Raw genomic sequence first — 20,242 nt, 5'->3', positions numbered from 1 at the left:
AACAGGGAAGTGGTATAGATATGCTTATTTGTAACTTATGTTTAGCTAACTAGAAATTCTAAGAATGATAGGATCAACATTCTTTAATATTAGATTACTATTTATAATTCCTGCTTTTATATCTATGATTTGAATAAGATCCCCTTTTTTTAAAGCTTGTATTTTACGTTTGTGACTTTGTTCAACTTTTGAATCTCTGACATTAACTAGACCATTAGGTGTCTGTATTTTAAAAGATGAAACATATAGATTTAAATCAAGGTGAAAGTAAGGTAGTTCTATAGAAACCTTAGGGTTTAATAACCGACTTTTAGATATCTTAGAATTTATATTACCTTCTATTAGAGCTTTAGGTTTCGGTATGTCTAACACTCTAAATTCTCTAACACTAGTAATTTGTTTACCATTCTTTTTCCCCGTAATAATAACTTGCATTTTATCTTTAAGACTGGAATGAGGTCTTATCGTATATTTACCTTTAGATTTTTTGTATACACCTTTTCCTTTTAGTTCCAAATCATATTTTTCAAATCCATGTAGTGATATAGATATTGGGTTATCAATACCACGATAAAGGATATTCATTTTGTCTGCTGAAACAATGATTTCTTCTAGGTCTAATTCATTAGATATTATATTTTTAATGTTACCATCTTTTAATTTCTTATTTAGATTAGACCTATTATTTAAATCAATAGCTATTTTTTCAAGAATAAGATCATATTGTTTTAAAATTTCATAGTTTACATTGTTATGTGATAAAGCATTTTGAATTGATTTTTTTGATTCATTAAACCTTCTTTCAGCAAAATAAGTCAATGAAATTTGATAATGCAGCTTCGATAAGTTTTCACTATCTTGAAATTGATTTTCATTTATAAAATTTTCAAGTAATTTTCGAGCATCCGTATATCTGTATTGCTTAAAGAGGACTTCTATTCTCTCTTGAAAAATTGGGTAAGTATTTGAGATTGACAATCTATTTAATTTCTCAAGTAAAGCTTTGTTTTCTTTTTTGAGTAGTTCAATTTCTATATTTTGAGATTTTGAAATGCTATCTATACGATTTAATATATCCTTACTATTTATAGTTAATTCTTCGAGGTATTCTTTTTGTGTTTCTAATTTTTCAATTATTTCATTATCTGAACTTGGAAACATTTGATTGTATGTAAATGTACCAACCCAACTTAACACGATCACGCCAATTATTGAGCTTAATACCCATTTTTCTATCTTCTTGTGTTTATTTTTAGATAGCAAGGTAATTTTGTCATAGGGAATTATATAAATTATTAATAAGATTATTTGAACTATAATGAATATGATATATGGAGAGCTAAGGCTGATATATTCTCGTAGTAAGAATACTGTTGCTAATGTTAGAAATATTATTGATAACGCAATAGCTATTTTTTTATGTTTCAAAATAAAAGTATTGATTTTAAGTTTGCTTTCAGAAATTAATATACAAAATGTAATTAAAAGTTTACGAATTGTAGTTTTTTATTTCAATTACAAAAAAGGTTATCTATATCTAAGATTCTTTTTCTATTACGATAACATCATGAATGAGCTACCAACACCACCAATACAATTATCCAAAAAGGCAATGTCAGAACTAAAAGTTGTTTTAGAACAGGACATTGGGAAGGAAGCACTTGGAAAGTTGAGTGAGGCTGAAATTAATCATATTGGTTGTATGATGTTAACGCTTACCTCAATTCAATTAAAAATACAAATTCGAGAAAAGAAGAGACAGGTTAATCTAGACCAATAGTTTCTCTTACGCTATACTTTAGATGCTAAATCCTCGATACATTCGATACTTTTTAAACACGGAAGTTGTATTACTTGTGTGTAAAAAAGGGGTAACAACACTCTTGGATTTAGCAAAAAAAGAGAATGTAGTTGTTATCCCTTTTTTATTATGAATATGAATCCAATTGAAACCAAAAATTTTACTTACGGCGTATATGCTCGTAAATCATCAGAGTCGGAAGATAAACAAGTACAGTCTATTGATCGGCAGATAGACGACTTTTTAGAATTGCAAAACAAAGAGCAATTGATCTTTTATGATACACCTATTGAAGAATCTCAATCAGCTTTTTCTGTGGGTAGAGATGGATTCAATTCATTGGTCTCTCTTACTGAAAAAGAAAAAGTAAATGCGTGGTTATGTTGGCACGCTAATCGACTTTCAAGAAATGCTATTGATGCCGGAGTAATTGTTGATCTTCTTGATCGAGGAAAACTACATCATATACGAACACCTTCACGTATCTACTTCAATACGCCTACTGACAAAATGATGCTTCAAATTGAATTTACAATGTCGAAAAAAGACAGCGATGATAAAAGTGTCTTTGTAAAGAGTGGACTCAAAAAGCGGTATAAAAAAGGATTACCAAACGGAAAAGCACCCATTGGATTTTTGAATGATAAGACGAAAGAGAAAGGTGATCGTGATTGGATCGTAGACAAGAAACGATTTGATAAATTAAAACTGCTATTCACAAGATTTTTAAAAGGAAACGACTCACTGAGTACCATAACTGATTACGCGCGAACAGTACTTGAACTCACAACGCCTAAAACTAAACGACAAGGTGGAATATTAGTTGGACGTTCTGTGGTTGAACATATCTTGAAAAATTCTATATACGCAGGATTCTTTTATTCAAAAGATGAATACGGACAAGCGAGAACCTTTCGGCAACTTGATAAGCAAATACCAAGAATTCTAACGGAAGATGAACACTTTAAAACATTAAATATTCTAGGGGAAAGAAATCATCCTAATATGCAAAATCACCTCACGCCATATTCGGGATTCATCCACGGGAAGGAAGGAAACTACATGGGAGCAGATGTGAAACTGCAAGTAATTTGCGATTGCCTAAATAAATTTGCCTATCGAAGTAAAGAGGTCTGTCCAAACTGTTGTATCAAGATTGCTGACATGAAGAATCCTAAATACCTTTCCTATACTTATTATTACAACATCAAACGAAAACGTACTAGAGGGCTTTCTGCACGCAGTATTGAAGAACAGAAAATCAATAACGTTCTCATTAATTTATTTGAAGAAGAATTAAAAATATCAGAAACGTTCTATATGTGGGCAAAGCTTCATCTTAAAGAATTGCACGATCAAGAAATTGAAGAAGACAAGAAGTTAGCGAAGATTCAGCGTAGAGCATTAAATACTTTGGAAGACAAAAAAGCACGTCTGCGAGAATTATTTGTTGATGAGGTGATCACCAGAGAAGAATTTCAAGATGATCTGAAAAAATTAGAACAACAAATTTCAAACAAAAAAGCAAGCTGTGAGTACACCGAAAACTGGTATGAGCAGATAGAAGAACTTTTGGATACACTCTTTCGTTTTGATGAAATTATCAAAAAGGGTAGCTATTCTGAGAAAAGAAAGGCATTAGAATTAATAAGTCCGAACCTAGTGTGGGACGAGCAAAATCTCCTTATTTTAAAGGAGAATTGGCTCAAAATATTCTTAGAAGGACGAAATATGCTTTTGCAAGAATATCCAATGTTCGAACCTAAAAATAACGTTGTATTTAAAGGCTTAAATAGTGTTTTGGACATCAGGTGTCCAACTTTGCTGGGTGTGTTGTTAAAAGTTCGAAAAATCACCTGTAAAAGAAAACCTATTTTGTAGGGGTTACTATTTTGGCTATCATATCTTTTTAAATATGTTAAGCCTTCTTGTAGATATTACTAGGGTTAATTTATTTTGAACTTGAAAAAATAGTATGAAACTATTTATTGAGATTGTAGAGATCTCTTCGTTTTTTGAACGCTCTTTCTCCTCCCTCAAGAATTGAACAAGATTGTTCTCTAATAGATTTTTTATCAATAGAGCCTCTATCTACCACTATAGATCTTTCACTTGTGCTTTTCAGTGGGATAATTAGTTCGGCATCCGCTAAAACAGCTATGTTGGCATTGTGAGTAACAATTATCACCTGACGTTTTTCCTTTATTTTTTTAAGATTTGAAACAATTGTTTTATATATAAATTCACTGTCTAAATTATCTTCAGGCTGGTCAATGAGCAATGGATACTTATTTTTTGAATGCAATAGTATCGCCAAGAGAATAGATTGCTGTTGACCTAGAGATAATTTAGCTAGAGATTTACGAATAATGTTTGTTTTACCATCACTACCTTTAATTCTTTTTATGACTTTTATTGATGGTTTATCTTCATATAATATTGTTTCTAATTCTTTAAATTTATTATTGACGAGGTAACTATCTATAAGTTCTTTAATATCTAATTTTGAGAAAATTTTTCTTCCTTGAGTTTCATACCTCTCTAATCGGTCCATTTTCTTTTTTAGAAGAGCTTCAATAAATTCTTGAGGATTATACAGTTCACTTATAATGTCAGCCTTGCCAACATTAACAGTTCTATAATCCATAGTATTTTTGAGATGACTTGTGAATTTTGGACTTAATTTACCTTCTTTGAAACTAACATGAACCTCAAAACCTTCTACGGTGTCTTTTAAATTTTTGTTAAGCTCAGATGCTAAATTCTTTCTTAATAAATAAATTTTTGATTTAGATTCAAATCTTTCTTTTATAAGCTGTTTATGACTTTTGTTTATTTCTTTCAAGCGTTTTTCATCTTTCTGGATGCGACTAAGTTCTTTTTGATATTCAATAAGGTCACGAGATAGTTGATTAATTTCACCTATATCGAAAGGTATGCCTTTAGATTTTAATTCAATTTTTTTCTTGTCAATTTCTTGTTGTATTTTAAGCTCTTTGCTTTTCCAGGATCTAATTTGCACCCTTAATTTATCTAATTTTTCTTCAAGTTCTGTGTTTAGCTCATTTGACTTTTCATTCACGAATATGGCAATTTGACTGACTAAATCTTTGACTTCTGTGAACTCATCTTTTCCAATTTCAATATTTTTATCGTCTAATGCTATTACAGCATCAAACACATCGGTATCTTGTAATATATCTTTATAAGTATCCTTTAAATTTTTAATATCTTCAATCAAGCTTTCTCTGAATTCTTTTTCCTTATTTAATGCATCGTGATATTTTACTAAGTCTCCAACCTTATCTTTTTTTAACCTTTTAATTTTTCCTTCTCTATCTTTAATTATTTTTTCGTAGGAAGGTATTTGTTTAACTTTAATCTCTAATTCGTCAACCTTGCTTTTATTAGATATAAGTTCAATTCGAATTCTCTCTTCCTCGTTTTTTAGAAATTCTAGATCAATAAAATCATCTAAAATCTCTAATAGAATTTCAGGGTTTTCATCGCTATGCTGTATTGTGTCTGACACGGCACCCTGGCCCCATACTTCGATCGGTATACTTGAAATTCCATCTTCACCATCAGTGATATTAAATGATTGCGCATTTTTTCTCTCGAACAAACCTAGTTCTCTTTTTAGTTTCATCTTCATAAACTAAATTAATTGTTTGGGACCAAACATCACTATCAACTACCCCTGCTTTAGATGGGTTTCCTGACGCCTCTTGAATTGAATTTAACAAGGTTGATTTACCTGTTCCTCTACCACCTATTATACATGTTAGATTTCTACTAAACTTAATTTCTTGGTCTTTGAGCAAGCCATCATCTAATTGAATGCCTACAAAATGAGGGACGGATTCTGGTATAATTTTTTCTAAACGTATGCGAGAGGCTGGGAGACTTAGAGCATTCTTAAAACCCTCAAAAGTGAGAGTATCCATTTTGATGCGGGTCAAACGTTTTTCACCATCAGCATTAGTTCCAAGCTTTTCAAGAGAGTGAGCATCTGAAGACATTAATTTTGCTAGATCAGAATTTTTATCTAAATCTAAAGACTTTCTTCTCTTCGAGATTAAATTTTTTCGATCTGAATTATCATCATTATCTGTATATAATATTTCGTTTTCAATTTTTACAATTTCAAGTCCATATAAATTATCATGGTTCAAAATATTATCCATTATTGGTCCAAATTTGCCAATAGCTTTTTCAAAACCAGATGATTCTAATTCTATGTGCGCTAAAATACCTATCCCATTATAAGACTTAGAAAGCGTTAAACATTCGACTATTCCTTGATTACAAGTTTCTTTATTTTCAGCTATTCCTAATTTTCCATAAAAGTTTCTTAAATCCTTGAAAGCAGGGAAATAGCACAGTAAATGTCCTTGTGTCGTTGATATTTCAATACCAGGAATAACTAAAATATTTTTACCTTTTGAATAATCAATTGCTTTTTTAGAATTGTTAATTTCATTATGATCAGTAATACTAATTATTGACAGACCAGAATCAATTGCTTTATCTACAATGTTTTCAGGTGTCATATTGGGATCTTTTACATCAAAAGAGCCGTCTTCAAAACCATGTGAATGAATGTGAAGATCTGCTCGATAAAAAATACCTCCATTTTCAAAATGGTCAAAATAATTTTCGTTCATATGATAATTCTAACATTTTAGTTTCAGTCTCCTAATATAAACATAGTATTTTTTATTTTTTACTATTATTAATGTATTATGTTAAAATAAGAAAGAATTTAGTCAAGTAAAAGTAATTTTATTAATCATTATTATGAAAGAAAAACTGAAATATAAATTTTGTACCAGTCTCTGATATTTTTTATCATTAGTTTTATTTTTTTGAGTAATTTATAATTGTGTAACGGTTTTCAAATAAGAAGAACTTGTCTTTACGGAATTTGTTCGTATAATTAATTGTTAGAGAAATAATTATTTTAGTAAATGTTATTATAATACTACTATGACTAAAAAATCAGATGAATTTGAAAAGCAGGTAGCTAGAATTTACTCAATTTTAGAATCGGATAAAGAATCAATTGTGACTTGGGATGAAGAGGTTCCAAATCCACATTACAAGGGTACAACTAGACAGGTAGATATAACTGTTAGGAAAGGAAACAGTTTAACTGTAATAGAATGCAGAATGCGAAATAGGACACAAGGTTCAGAGTGGGTTGATCAATTAGATGGAAAAAGAAATAGTCTGGGGGCAGATAAGGTAATTGGTGTGTCTGCAAGCGGTTTTACTAAACCTGCAATTGCACAAGCTGAAGCCTTAGGGGTATTTCTAAGAGACTTAAGTTCTATTACTGAGAAAGAGGTTCAATCATGGGCTAATAAAAGCGAAATAAGAATTTGTTTATACAAATATGAAGATATAAAGTTTGCTTTTTTTCTTAAAAAAGAAAAAGGTAAAAATATCAACAAAAAAGATATTAGAATATTTATGAAGGAAAATGAATATTTGCAATCAACATTCAAAAATATCAAGCACTTTTTACAAGAAGATAAATTTTCATCAGTAGATGGAGAAGAAGTTGCATTAGAGTCTAATCCATTACCACCTAAAAATATTATTAAAGGAATACATATAGAAAAAATTCAATTTTGCTCTAATATTAGCGTTTCAAGTAAAGATTATGATGTCAATTCAATCATGGTATTTAGTAATTTGGAAAAACCAAATGTTAAAGAGGAAGTTCTACATATAGAAAAACATGGTTTAGGAAATAATGAGATAATAAAAAAAGGAGAGTTTGTTACACCAATTATAGATCTTACAGGTTTTAAACTTGAGCCTAACAATCAATTTAATGGAAGATTCATCGTCTTATTTGGAACGAACTACAAATTAAAAACTATTATGCATCACACTATCAATGGAGATAATTTAAACAAAATTATAATAGAGAATTATAATATTGATATTGTTTGGGTTTAAGGTGTTTTTTTGTTTTATCAAAATTTTACAACAAAGGATATCTATATATCCAATACCACATACGTCATACTGTGAGGTAATGCTTCCATCTCAAAATCCAAAAATAAGCTATTTCGCTCGTGTTGATTATCGTAATCGAAACGACATATTTGGTATATATCAACACGATCGCCTTATGGGAACTTATCTCTTAGGAAAGACAGGAAGTGGAAAAACAAACCTCATGAAAACGCTTCTCTACCAAGATGTATTTCATGGTAGAGGTTTTAGTCTGTTTGATATCAATGGCGATTTACTCAAGCAAATATTGACCATCATTCCTCATCACAGAAAACAAGATGTGGTACTTCTCGATGCCACCAATCCAAATATTAATCTAGGATACAATCCACTGAAAAGAGTCAACTATGAAAAACGAGCCTTGATCGCTTCAAGTATCTTGGAAACCTTTCAAAAAATGTGGGGACAGCAATCATGGGGACTAAAACTTGAATACATTCTACGCAATGTACTGTTAACGCTCTTGGATCAACCCAAAGCAAGCTTTGATGATATTCCTAAATTACTCCTTGATTCACACTTCCAAAAACAATGTTTGCAACACGTTGTCAGTTCTCATGTGAAGCGTTTTTGGAGTATGGAATTTCCTAAGTACTCTAAAACAGATATTCTTCCTGTTCTTAACAAGGTTGGAAGCTTTCTATCCATCCCAATGGTGCATAAAATATTAGTGAAAAATCAAGAACAGATTTCTTTACGTCAGATCATGGATAACAAACAAATCTTCTTGATAAACCTCTCTAAAGGAAGTTTAGGAACGGATGGAGCACACCTCTTAGGTTCATTACTTCTCACCTCGCTATCATCAGCAGGGTTTAGTAGAATCAACATTGACGAGCAAGAGCGCATTCCATTTTTTATCTACCTCGATGAATTTCAAAATTACACCACTGCATCGCTTACCAATATGTTTTCTGAACTACGAAAGTTTAAAATTGGGTTTGTGTTGGCACACCAATACCTACATCAATTAGATGCAAACATTCGTAATGCGGTACTAGGAAACATTGGAACGATTATCTGCTTTAAACTAGGGCAAGCGGATGCTAAATACATGGCACAAGAATTCACTCCCATATTTCAAACTTCTGACTTTATGAATCTTGAACACTTTCACATTTACGTAAAACTTCTTATTAATGGCAGATCGTCACAACCATTCTCCGCAAAGACTATTACGCTCAATGATCTTCATTACAAAAAAGGCTATCTATATCGATAATTTGATTTCGCTCATACTCGTATCAGACGAACCTTAAATTCAATACGACATGAATAGAACATTACCGAGTACGTGGCTCAATCGTACCAACGAAATTGAACTTGACTATGTGCGACCACTCTTTAACAAGATGTTTTACATCCGAAGTTCAAAGAGTGCTGACTCGTTTTTAAAACGATTTGTACACCTCAAACAGCTTGACCTAAAAGAACGTTTTTGGGCATTGTATCTCAACAATGCAAATGGTGTTGTTGGGATATCAGAAATAGCCAAAGGAAGTACGACATCGGTATGTGTAAATATCAGACACGTCTTTCAGTTAGCGCTCTTAACCAATGCCGTTGCCATTATCGTGGCTCACAATCATCCTTCGGGAACACTCAAAGTTTCAGGTGCTGACAAAGCTATCACCCGAAAGCTCATCAATGCAGGAACCTTCATGGATGTCAAAATCCTCGATCACCTCATTATCACTTCTGAAAGCTATGTTTCGCTAGCTGATGAAAACTTGATGTAACACTTCTTACCCGTTCTCATTTCCATTTTTTTATTATATGAAAACTCCCATAACTTACTACGGAGGCAAGATCACTTTGCTTTCAAAAATACTTCCGCTTATACCTAAGCACCGAATATATACCGAAAGTTTTTTTGGAGGTGGCGCGGTCTTCTTTGCAAAAGTTCCTTCAGAATCAGAAATCATTAACGATACCAATAACATGGTGATCAACTTCTATGAAGTATGTAAAACTGATTTTGAGAAACTTAAAACAAAGATTCAAGCAACACTCTTCTCCCGCGCAACCTACACAGTAGCACTTACGATGTATAAAATGCCACACTTGTTTAGCAGATTGCAGCAGGCGTGGGCATTTTACATCGCTACAAACATGGGATTTGCTTGCAAGATTGGAAGTTGGGGATTTGATAAATATGGGAAACGATTAAAAACTGTGCAGAACAAAAAGATTCGATTTGATGAAGACATTCCAAAACGACTGTTGAACACGCTCATTGAAAACAATGGTGCATGTAAGGTGATAGAAATCTATGATGACATCGATGCCTTTCACTACGTTGATCCGCCATACTTCAATGCTGATATGGGACACTATGATGGATATACCGAAGTTGATTACCGCAAACTTTTAGAAACGCTATCGAATATCAAAGGGAAGTTTCTTTTGAGTTCATATCCATCAGATATTCTTGATGAGTTTATCAAAAAGAATGGTTGGTACACCAAAACGATAGACAAGCCATTGGTGGCAAGTAACGGAGCGAATGTTGCCAAGCGAAAGCGAAAGATAGAGGTGCTAACGGCAAACTACTCAATTTAAAATAACAAACACAAACCTTTAAATTTAATACTTATGAATATTACAACACAAATAGTCGTGAGACATTTTCTCATGCGATTAAGCGAAGGACATCAACCCCATACGGGAATACATCCTTTCTTTGACAACTTCTTTACCAAGCAAGAACTCATTGATATTATTACTCACATTTTCAGCGAACACGAAGTAAGAGAAGTTGATTTGGATGTACTCACACATGATGAGTTATTAGACATTATTGATGATGATATGAGCATTCTACGTTTTTATCTACATCAATGGGAACAGCAACTCATATCACATGAGTCCCACAGTACTCATGAAGTAAACGATACGCTTGAACAACTGTCGCATCATACCCATTATTTGCGTAACAAAATACCAAAGGATTGGGATAAATATGATCGAAGTAATTTCCGTTCACTTCAACTTAAAGCAGGGAAGCTACGCAAAGTATACGGCATCTATGATATCAATGTGAGTCAAGACCAAGTACAAGAAGTTCATGCACCACCAAAACGTTTTTATCAAACCCAAGAACAGGCTACGGAAGTGATGAATACCATGATATCAAAGAGTGATTCACAGGATGAATATTTACATGTGCTATATCTCTATAAAGCTATTTAAGTTATGAAACTCATTACTAAAGAACTTAAACAACGTTTTGAAGAAGTGGGCAGACAAGATGAAAACCCTCTTGTGGTTGCCAAATTCTTTGATCCTGCTGGATCAGGTACTTGGTATGCTACTGAATATGATGTAGAAACAAATATTTGTTTCGGATATGTTACCGGACTTGCCTTTGATGAATGGGGAAGTTTCTCAATTACCGAAATGGAAGCCATCAAGCGACCATTTGGATTAACGATTGAACGAGACCTTCATTTTGAAGAAATACGATTCAACACATTAATGAATATTAACTCTTAAAATTTAATACCAATGAACAACAACAATGTTTTTGATGTTTTATTACAAAACATCACCGAGGATCAAAAACTGCTCAAAGAAGCAGATGAAAAAATTGATCAAGCAAAGGAAGATAAGCAAGCAATTACTGATCGTATCAAAGGCTATCGCAAAGATGCAACCGCAATGATTAAGTATGCAAGTGAAGAACAAATTGAAAAGATTAAAGCTTTGGACTTAGACCTATCAGAATCTAAGCAAGGACTCAATTCAGTTGCAACGACCGCATTTGATATCATGATGAACACTAAGAAGAAATCAATGACCAATGATGAGTTGTATCAAGCGTATGTTGATAGCTTGGATGATACAGGTAAGGCGGTAAAGTATACCGCGTTTAATATAAAGTGTCGTCCACTCTACAACAATCAGCGATTAATCCGAACTAAAGGAAGTGACCCGAAGTCGTCACGTACTGATATTATTAGCTTGAATGGAAGTTCAAAGGCTGTGATTAAAAAAGAATCAACGGAAAAGAAATAACTAAACAAGAACACTCATGTATTTGGGTGTTTTTTTAATACGGAAAGAAGTAATTATTCATACTTATAAATGTATTCTTCTTTGAGTTCTTCATCTTGATATTCTTTTTTGCTAATAATTAAGCCATTAGTTCCATAAGTAAATAAGGTATATGCTGTAATGATATTGTCTCTTTTTCTAACTTTTTCTTTTTTTATCAATAGATCATTTTCATAAAGATATCGATGAAAGTAATTGTCATCAATATCTTTTCTTATTAATTGTCTATTCTTGTTGTATTTATTGCGTAGCGTTTTTTTGAATCTTTTACTCTCAAAAATTTGTTCACTCACAAGAAGGTTTTTTTTGTAACGCAAAACCTTATGAGCTTTAGAATCTTTATAGAATTCAATAGCTTTTAATTGTCCAAAAAAATTATATTTGAATGCGACTGAATCTCGTGAATGATTTGTTGTTATATACTTGAGCTTATTTTTTCGTTTGTATACATTATTGCTAACAATTTTCACTTTTTCGAATACGGGTCTATTAATGGTATTAACGAGACTATCGAAATTTCCATGTTTGTCATAATACAATCTCTCTAAATTATTGAGCAAAGCATTTACGTATAGTTTTTCCATACTTAATTCTAAAAGCGGATTATTAAAATCTTCTTTATACACTTTGTAAAAGCCAAATTCATTTAGTGAGTCCTTTGAATAATAGTCAGTCATAAAATTAGTTTCTTCCTTGAAGAAACCGCTTTTGTATTCTGTTAATGTGGTGTTTAGTACTGTTTTGTTGGTAATAGGACTTATTTTCCACTCGTATCGAACACTTTTTACTTTTGTTGTATCAACATGCTTTTGCGAGTGTAATAAATAGCAGTTAAATAAAATTATGATTATTAATAAATGCTTCATTTTTTCAATAAAAAGTATCTGTTTTCAAAGTATATTTTTAATACGTTTCATTATTCATTTTTTTCTTTAATCCATTTGTTTCTATACAAATTCACGCTATCGATTAATTCTGTAAAAGGAATCAAGTCTCTATTTTTTCGTATAATTTTCAATCTTTGTTTTTCAACAGAATCAAGAGAATTGTATACCTTTTTAAGTTTGCCTTGTGAGTAGGTCTCATGTTCTATAAAATCCTTGGCTTCTTTTGTTGACTCATATATGTTTGAAAAAGCTATATGTGGGGTTTTTGCTAAATAGGTAACATAAATTCCCATATCATCGATAGTATGTGTTTCAGGCGTATTCATATAATCTACAAAGGCAGATGAGTTAACTGTCATTGTATATAGTGTCTGTTGCTTACTATCAATATATGATTTGACATCATTTTTAATTTTCGAATCAGTTATATCTTGAATATTCTTTGGTGTTGACCTTGAAGAATTTGGTAAATGAGCAGTTAAGGCTTTAAAATAATTTTTAAGGCTAGAATATTTACCGTCATGTTGCGGGTAATCAATTCCTTCTTTGTCTAAATGTCCTTCTTTTAAAAAAATTTTATAGTATTCAGCTTCAACTAAAGTGTCATTATACAGAACATATGCGCCTTTCACCTTTTGAATTTGATAACATACAATAATATTAAGTTCATCATTAACAGCTTCTTTTCTCATAAAACACTTTAGAGGGTTTGATGACATAGAAATTTCTCCCTCTGGAAATTTCCATTGGAACACATTTTCAAATAACATTTCTTTTTTTGAAGTTAATTCTTTTGATCCTTTAACAAGCTCATAGTTACGATAGTCTTCAAGGTAGATGCAATCATTACACCGATCTATTGCAATAAATGGCTTTTTAATTGATTTACAGGCCACAAATAGTAAGCCAATAATTATGAATATTTTTTTCTTTGGTATAACCATTCCTCAATCAAAATGTGTATATTTTCGTTTTTGTTTCATTGTTCAATTTTTTGTTCGGATATTATCCTTTCTAACTTTTAAACTGTCATGCCTTATAAACTCTTTATAGTACTCAACCCTATTGAATAATCCAACAGAATAAAATACCGAAATTTGCTTTTCATTAAAATCTTCTACATTGTTATAATCCCAATGCGATACGCCATCTTCAAAGGTTCTTCCATACTGTTTTCGTTGAAAGTCAGTTAATGTGTAATCAATAATAAAACGCTCTCCAATTGCTTTATTATTTGTTAGCGAATCATTAGGCATATATTCAGTGTATTGTAAAAATTCTTGATGTGGAATATTTCCTTTGTAACCTTTTAATGTCTGTTGATCTTTTTTTAAAAGTGTAGAATTAGGATACCTTCTTTTTATCCCTTCTTTGGTGCATAAAATTAAATCTTTATACAATTTAAAATTTATACTGTCTTTCATTTGTATATCAAATAATTCTTCTACAAATGGATCGTAATAAAAATATTTACGAGTTAAGCTAAAGAAAATTTTAGGGTCTTCTCCTTTAAAAGTTTCAAAGCCAAAAGATTCATAAAATTGATAGACACTTATATCATGTAATCCCGTTTCTTTATCCTCCCTTAAAAAAAACAAGGATTCTGTGTAGTTATCGTTATATCTGCCTGAATCTCCAAAATATTTATAAGGAAAAATCCTTGAAATATAATAATTATCATCATGAGATATGTTTACTTCAATGGCTCCTCTAGCTTTTTCTAAAGCTCTGCAATACGCTTTAGTATAATAGACTGTGTCGCTTAAAAATAGCTTATCATCACAGTTTACAGGAATCGCATCACTTGGCATTTTTTTATTGGCATTGCTCTCACAGTTGAAAGAAACTGAAGCAGAGATTACCAATACTAACAAAACCATAACCTTGTATAATTGAACTCGCATTTTTTAATTATTTTATCTTTAAAATTTTTGAGACATCCTCATGAGCTTTCTCAATTAAAAGCTCCTTGTACCTATACTCTTTATCTCCTTTCGGCTTTCGCAATTTAGTTAATTTAGGAGAGGCAAAATCCGTAAGTTGCCATTCATAGTATGTTTTTTCTCTTCCTGTGCCAACTGAGGCAGCATCATTGACTGTGATACTATATTCCTCTTCAACCTTGTTTCGTATTTGTCCTTTACTACCTGGAAACATAAAGGTTTTAAAAATATCCCCTAAATAGGCAGAAACTACTTGACCGCTATTTGCTTCAAAGAGTTTCTTTGCTAAAGCTTCATTATCATTAAAAATATCTTCGCCAATAGGCTCTGGTTCTAATCTAAACCCTAAGGTATTCTTTTTAAAATCAGCATCAGAGTTAAAGGAATTTGCTGCTACATCTAGAACAACATCATTATCAAATATCTTTAAACTCATTGTCTTTAATTTATTAAACGCATTTAACGGGAAGTTATTGAGCATACCACCATCTACCCAAAGTCCTTTGTATTCGTTGTTGTATGCTTGTGTTTCTTCTCGATTCACTGAAGCTGTCACAAAAACTGGTTTAAATAAAAAGGGTAAATTCATTGACAGAGCAACTGCTTCAATAACAGGAAAGTCAGGTGTGTGATATACAGAAAAATATTTAGATAGATGCTGTGTTAAATTAGTTCCTGTAATAACTAAATTAACCCCAGTAAGTCTAAAATGATCTCTGAACGTCATTTTCTCTGGATTTTCTGCTAAATGGTAAATGACATTTTTAAAATTATGTTTTGGTTGTTCTCCTTTATAGTATCTAAAATACGCATTAATTATTTTATGGATCTTTCTTCTTGTTACATCTTTAAAGTACTCTCGTACGGCAAGCCCATTAATTAATCCCCTATTATATATTAAATTTCCTAAATGTGCTCCCGCATTAGTTTCTTCATAAGATCGATGCACATAAAAAGGTGTAAATGGTGGAGGAATAGGGAGTACCGGAACCGAAGTAGATTCTTTTCTATCTGTATAAAGTAGCTTCTCAATTAATGTATTATTTTTATCATGCGTAGTAAAATCATTATTCAAAAAATATCTCAAAGCTTCAACCGAAAGATAATTTATTGTACCTCCAAGCCTGTTATTTTTATGGATACGCTGAGTAGCTCCAAAATTATCATTAACCTCTCTCAATTTTTGATCAAACCTTCCGTTTTCAAAAAACTTTTCAAATCTATTCACTGGTTTTAAAACTGGGGTTTTATCATATGGTCCCAATGCCATTTTGGTTTGATCATCAACCTCCATCTCCATTTCAACTTCACTGGAACTCATTCCTAATGATAGTAGGTATGCAGTAATAGCTCCCGCAGAGGCTCCACTAATTCCTTTGATATGTCTTTGACTGGAACCAATAGAAAGATCAGGATTGATTATTGATATTATGGGAACTCCTTCTTTACCATTGATTGCTTTTTCCAAGGCTTTGACAACTCCCATATAAATAAAACCTTTTCCACCACCACCTTGAAAAGACAAATAACTTATATCATTTATTTTTACACTCATCTATTATATTTTAAGGTAACTATGAGTATTTCAATACTCACAGTTACCATTTATTATTTTATTGTGGTTTACGATACTTGAAACTTACTAATTCCACCTTCAGGATTACCAATTAGTGTACTACCTCCAGTTCCTTCTCCAGTATAATCATTACAATTACATGGTAATCCGTCACCTGCGATTGCTCCCGAATCTTTTTGTAAGATGTTCAATGAGGTTGGTACGCGTGTTTCCCAAGAATCTCCGACTGGTGTAGGCTCTTGTTCTTCTAAGCTTGATAACACTGATTCATATAATGGATCACCAGGCACTGGAACTTCTCCGCCATTCCATATTTCGCCTGTTTCCATATAATATATAACAGCTCTTTCATAGTTTGGTTTTACAGGAACTACCACACGAGACATCCCTGCCTGCAAGAATCCTCTAAAAATATGATCGTTGTCATCTAACTTATAAATTTCTTTCCAATTACATTTTTGTCCCCAAAAATATGGATAGAATAGATAGGTCATAATATCCCAATCAAATGCTTGCTCAAAGAATTTAGCTTTTTGAGCATAACAAGCCAATGCTTCACTGGTTTGCATTTGTGGCATGTTAGTAACGTCTTCACATGGACTTGTCGTTCCATAATAGCTATTGCCAACGCTAACTTCTAACCAATTCAAACAACTTTTTTTAAGCTCTTCTTTCTCAGTCATTCTATTATACAAAGGATTGTTTCCTTGAATCTGTATTCCAAGTGAGGCTTGTGCTTTGGCTTCCGCTACTGCATTTTCATATTCTGCTCTTTTCTGCTGATATGCTTCCATAATTTTGGCAAAGGTATCAATGCGCCATTGTTCCATAAGTTCAGGCTTACGCTCACACTTTATCACTACATTGGCATGAAATGAGTACACATGATTCATGTCATAAGATATCGGTAAAGCGCCTTCTATGTCACTGAGATAAAAATTTCCATTAATTGTTGTATTATAACTATTTGCCACAAACTCATCCCATCCTTCTGAGGTGTTTCTGTTTCCAATAGAAAACGATAACCAGTAATCGTCATGATATCTCATGAACCAGTTAAAAGTCATACTTGCATGATACGCAACATAGCCGTCTGGAATGGTCAGTTCATTGTTAGAACTTCCATGAAATCCAAATTCTGAAGCGGATGCTCCTTCTTTATTAAAAGCTTTCCCTACTTCTTTATACAATGCAGGAGGTGGACTTACTTTAGCATCATACGCTGCTGCCCAATGCTCATAACTTGAACTTCCTGTTAAGGTTAATGCTGAATGATTTGGAAGACCATGTTCTCTTGGGTCTTCTGGTTTTTCGATGCTCACATTATTTTCTTCCTGTGCCATTGCCCATAAATGAAACTTTGCAGGTTCAGGAATCATAAACTCATAGGTCATACGTTTTCCATAATTGACCACTTGGTTCTTATATATCTTATCAACCCAACGATAAATTCCTGTTACGTGACCCGTAGTATTGTTGGTATTATCTAAACCATGAATATTGTTTTCTTCAAACTCTTCAATGACTTTGGTAATTCGCTCTTCACGAACTCTATTAACCACTCGATCAAGTGCTCTGCTACTTATTTCCTTTGCATACGAAACTGCTTGAGCATTTGCATCTACAGTTGATGTTGCGGTTGCAAATCCTGAATCTACTGTCAAGTTTACAGGACCTAATTGTGAGGTAGCTGTTACGCCGATGTCAAAAGCAGTATCTTGTTGTATGACCGAAGATGTTTCTTGTTCCATTTCGTAGCGATCCGTAGTTGTCGTATCACGAAGCTTTTCTGTCGTATTTTCGGTTTCAAATGTTGTGGTTGTTTCTTGTCGCCTGAGTCTTCTTGTAGAACGCTCTTTGTATTCTCCTTGTAGAATATTTTCAATATGAGAAACTTCTCCAGGTGTGTAGCAACAAATCTCTTGTTCAACACGCATATAATCTGAAACACCTAAGTTTTTCACTCCCGAACATGATGATTCAGTACCTCCGTCTCCGTCATCAGTAGAACCGCCACATGGATCAAAATATATAGAGTGGAAGGCTTCGTCTGCTCTTGTAAAAGCAAAATCTAGCAATAAAGGCTCTAATTCAGATGTTGGGGAACTATCGTCAGCTTTATGAATCAACGATAATAATCCTGTCGATGGGCGATAACGATTAAAAACAATTTTTGTTCCATCAGCAGTATCAACTCGAGCAATCTTTAACTGGTCACCACTTTTTACAGTAATAAAATCTCCTGTAGAAACTCCATTAATATAAGCTTGAGCAATGGTGTTAGTTGCTGATGTTGTACTGTTAAATCGAGAACTAACTCTTATTGCATATTTTATACTATTTATATGTGCATTTGTGTTTTGCGGTGATAAGCCTACGTAATAACCAGCTCCACGAGGAACTTTACTAATGGTAAAACTCATTGAACCATAGTCCGCCATTACTTCTTGTGAAGCTCCTCCTGAATTTCCAATACCTGAAGCTGTAGAACGAATAAAATTACTTGCCATTGTCGGATCAGTTGCGCTACTTATTGCACTGGCAAAAATACCCACTTGATCCACGATAGTAGGAAAACAACCTTTGTTGAATCCTGTAGTACTTCCTGTATCTTCACGTAATTCTATAAGACTGCTTCCTGTTGAAACGATCTTTTTTGTCAGCTTTTTGTTTTCAAAAATAGTGGTGCTAGCCTTAACCATTTCTTTTTCTATACTAGCAATAGCTTTTTCAGGATTTTTTAAAGATGATAGCTTTAATTCCTCAACAATAGTAATGGTCTCTGGTGATACAATTTTTGCTAAACTATCTTTATCTAAAGGATTTCCAATTTGTTCTTGTAATGTATCTTCACTTATTGTTGAAATAGAGACACCTTTTAATTCAGAAGCTTCCAACTTATCAGGAGACTTACCTGCTTCGGTGGCTTTTATTTCTGCACTACTTAATTCTTGGGTATATATTCTATTTACTCGTTGTAATTCTTCTATGGCGTACTGGTATTGAGACAATTTTTGTAGAATAGCATCTTCATCAACGGTATTATATGCTGTCGTTCTTTCAACTTCATATATTGATTCATCTGTTGACTTTTTTGGTCGCGACAATATTAGTTTAGGAATAACAACACTTGCATTGGCTAATGCCTTAACATCAGTATCCGTTTCTACTAATTTGGTATAGTTTTTTACAAAATTATCGGTAACCAACAACATTAAAAGTGCTTCTCTGATGTATGGAGATTTGTTTTCAATAATGTAATAGAAAATATTGTCCCATATTTCGATTGTTTCTTCAGCTGTAAGAACCTTTAAGGATTCTATTTGAGTGGCAACTTTAGTATCTACGACATTCCTATTTCTAAATAGCCAATCAGCGAAATTATATAATCCTAAATTAACCGCCTTAACCTTTTCAACAGAATCAATAGGACTGAAGGTGTCAGCTACTTTTGAAAGATCATCATAATCTATTTTCTTCTGCGGATCATTTCCTTCGGGAACAAAAACACTTGCACTAATATCAGGATGATGAATAAATTGTTTGCTCGCCTCATCTGGGCTTGCGGTTTCAGGATTCCTAAGTGTTACAAACTTAAATACATTGGATTTACCTTTAGCTCTTTTTTCTAAAGGGACAAAATCGGTTTCTGCCATGTGATAATAATTTAAAAATTAAACAATAGTTGTCTTAGTCAAATGGGGATTTAACTTGTGCTTTAGGCTATGTATTAGGTGGGTTATTTTAGATTAGATTATTTATAATCTTTCATAAAGATATGTAAAAAACTTACAGATTAAAAAAATATTGTATAAGCGTCGTGTTTTTGCAATAAGCGTTGAATTTTGATCATATTGTATACCTTAATAGCAAATAAAAGAATTATAATTACATTTTATTGTATTAATTTCCCCCATATTTAAAGGGAAATTGCCCCTTTATCTAGTGC

At 32.5% G+C, this 20,242-nt stretch carries 17 protein-coding genes; 9 read left to right on the top strand and 8 right to left on the bottom strand.

What is annotated here, in order from left to right; genetic code table 11:
- Nucleotides 1-45: 45 nt before the first annotated feature.
- Nucleotides 46-1,161 carry a GldM family protein gene (locus H2O64_RS21735; protein WP_187564348.1) on the bottom strand — a complete coding sequence of 372 codons (1,116 nt, stop codon included), beginning with the start codon at nt 1,159-1,161 and terminating at the stop codon, nt 46-48.
- Between the two features lie 163 nt (nt 1,162-1,324).
- On the opposite strand from H2O64_RS21735, the gene H2O64_RS21730 reads away from it, so the two are divergent.
- The gene (locus tag H2O64_RS21730) at nt 1,325-1,780 is read left to right on the top strand and encodes a hypothetical protein (protein ID WP_187564347.1); all 456 of its coding nucleotides are present in this window, start codon (nt 1,325-1,327) and stop codon (nt 1,778-1,780) included.
- A 150-nt stretch (nt 1,781-1,930) separates the two neighbouring features.
- The gene (locus tag H2O64_RS21725) at nt 1,931-3,682 is read left to right on the top strand and encodes a recombinase family protein (protein WP_187564346.1); all 1,752 of its coding nucleotides are present in this window, start codon (nt 1,931-1,933) and stop codon (nt 3,680-3,682) included.
- Nucleotides 3,683-3,782: 100 nt separating this feature from the next.
- Here the strand turns inward: H2O64_RS21725 and H2O64_RS24000 are convergent, their stop codons facing one another.
- Nucleotides 3,783-5,456: an AAA family ATPase gene (locus H2O64_RS24000; protein ID WP_215907205.1), complete on the bottom strand. Its 1,674-nt coding sequence runs from the start codon at nt 5,454-5,456 to the stop codon at nt 3,783-3,785.
- Nucleotides 5,395-6,468 (bottom strand): AAA family ATPase, encoded by a 1,074-nt coding sequence (locus tag H2O64_RS23995; protein WP_215907204.1) that lies wholly within the window; start codon nt 6,466-6,468, stop codon nt 5,395-5,397. Before H2O64_RS23995 ends, H2O64_RS24000 begins: the two co-directional genes overlap by 62 nt.
- A gap of 322 nt (nt 6,469-6,790) precedes the next feature.
- On the opposite strand from H2O64_RS23995, the gene H2O64_RS21715 reads away from it, so the two are divergent.
- The 7 genes from H2O64_RS21715 to H2O64_RS21685 all read left to right on the top strand — a co-directional run bounded on the left by H2O64_RS21715 (nt 6,791) and on the right by H2O64_RS21685 (nt 11,848).
- The gene (locus H2O64_RS21715) at nt 6,791-7,771 is read left to right on the top strand and encodes a restriction endonuclease (protein WP_187564345.1); all 981 of its coding nucleotides are present in this window, start codon (nt 6,791-6,793) and stop codon (nt 7,769-7,771) included.
- A 175-nt stretch (nt 7,772-7,946) separates the two neighbouring features.
- Nucleotides 7,947-9,053 carry a type IV secretory system conjugative DNA transfer family protein gene (locus H2O64_RS21710; protein ID WP_187564344.1) on the top strand — a complete coding sequence of 369 codons (1,107 nt, stop codon included), beginning with the start codon at nt 7,947-7,949 and terminating at the stop codon, nt 9,051-9,053.
- Between the two features lie 49 nt (nt 9,054-9,102).
- Nucleotides 9,103-9,570, top strand: a complete 468-nt coding sequence (locus H2O64_RS21705; protein ID WP_187564343.1) for a JAB domain-containing protein — start codon at nt 9,103-9,105, stop codon at nt 9,568-9,570.
- A gap of 37 nt (nt 9,571-9,607) precedes the next feature.
- Nucleotides 9,608-10,393 carry a DNA adenine methylase gene (locus tag H2O64_RS21700; RefSeq protein ID WP_187564342.1) on the top strand — a complete coding sequence of 262 codons (786 nt, stop codon included), beginning with the start codon at nt 9,608-9,610 and terminating at the stop codon, nt 10,391-10,393.
- Nucleotides 10,394-10,426: 33 nt separating this feature from the next.
- Nucleotides 10,427-11,023: a hypothetical protein gene (locus H2O64_RS21695; RefSeq protein WP_187564341.1), complete on the top strand. Its 597-nt coding sequence runs from the start codon at nt 10,427-10,429 to the stop codon at nt 11,021-11,023.
- A gap of 3 nt (nt 11,024-11,026) precedes the next feature.
- Entirely contained in the window at nt 11,027-11,326 is a 300-nt protein-coding gene (locus H2O64_RS21690; protein ID WP_187564340.1) for a DUF2958 domain-containing protein, read from the top strand.
- A 12-nt stretch (nt 11,327-11,338) separates the two neighbouring features.
- Nucleotides 11,339-11,848 (top strand): hypothetical protein, encoded by a 510-nt coding sequence (locus tag H2O64_RS21685; RefSeq protein ID WP_187564339.1) that lies wholly within the window; start codon nt 11,339-11,341, stop codon nt 11,846-11,848.
- A 53-nt stretch (nt 11,849-11,901) separates the two neighbouring features.
- Here the strand turns inward: H2O64_RS21685 and H2O64_RS21680 are convergent, their stop codons facing one another.
- The 5 genes from H2O64_RS21680 to H2O64_RS21660 form a co-directional block, all read right to left on the bottom strand.
- Nucleotides 11,902-12,564 carry a hypothetical protein gene (locus H2O64_RS21680; RefSeq protein ID WP_187564338.1) on the bottom strand — a complete coding sequence of 221 codons (663 nt, stop codon included), beginning with the start codon at nt 12,562-12,564 and terminating at the stop codon, nt 11,902-11,904.
- A 239-nt stretch (nt 12,565-12,803) separates the two neighbouring features.
- Nucleotides 12,804-13,718: a hypothetical protein gene (locus H2O64_RS21675; RefSeq protein ID WP_187564337.1), complete on the bottom strand. Its 915-nt coding sequence runs from the start codon at nt 13,716-13,718 to the stop codon at nt 12,804-12,806.
- Between the two features lie 42 nt (nt 13,719-13,760).
- Entirely contained in the window at nt 13,761-14,678 is a 918-nt protein-coding gene (locus H2O64_RS21670; RefSeq protein WP_187564336.1) for a hypothetical protein, read from the bottom strand.
- A gap of 7 nt (nt 14,679-14,685) precedes the next feature.
- Complete coding sequence (locus H2O64_RS21665) at nt 14,686-16,272, bottom strand: patatin-like phospholipase family protein (RefSeq protein WP_187564335.1); 1,587 nt, start codon at nt 16,270-16,272, stop codon at nt 14,686-14,688.
- 68 nt (nt 16,273-16,340) lie between these two features.
- Complete coding sequence (locus H2O64_RS21660; RefSeq protein ID WP_187564334.1) at nt 16,341-19,949, bottom strand: hypothetical protein; 3,609 nt, start codon at nt 19,947-19,949, stop codon at nt 16,341-16,343.
- Nucleotides 19,950-20,242: the final 293 nt, after the last annotated feature.

The organism is Kordia aestuariivivens (assembly GCF_014397005.1).
Classification (GTDB): domain Bacteria; phylum Bacteroidota; class Bacteroidia; order Flavobacteriales; family Flavobacteriaceae; genus Kordia; species Kordia aestuariivivens.
The sequence above is the reverse complement of the archived record's forward strand: the minus strand, read 5'-3'. Positions and strand labels throughout refer to the sequence as shown.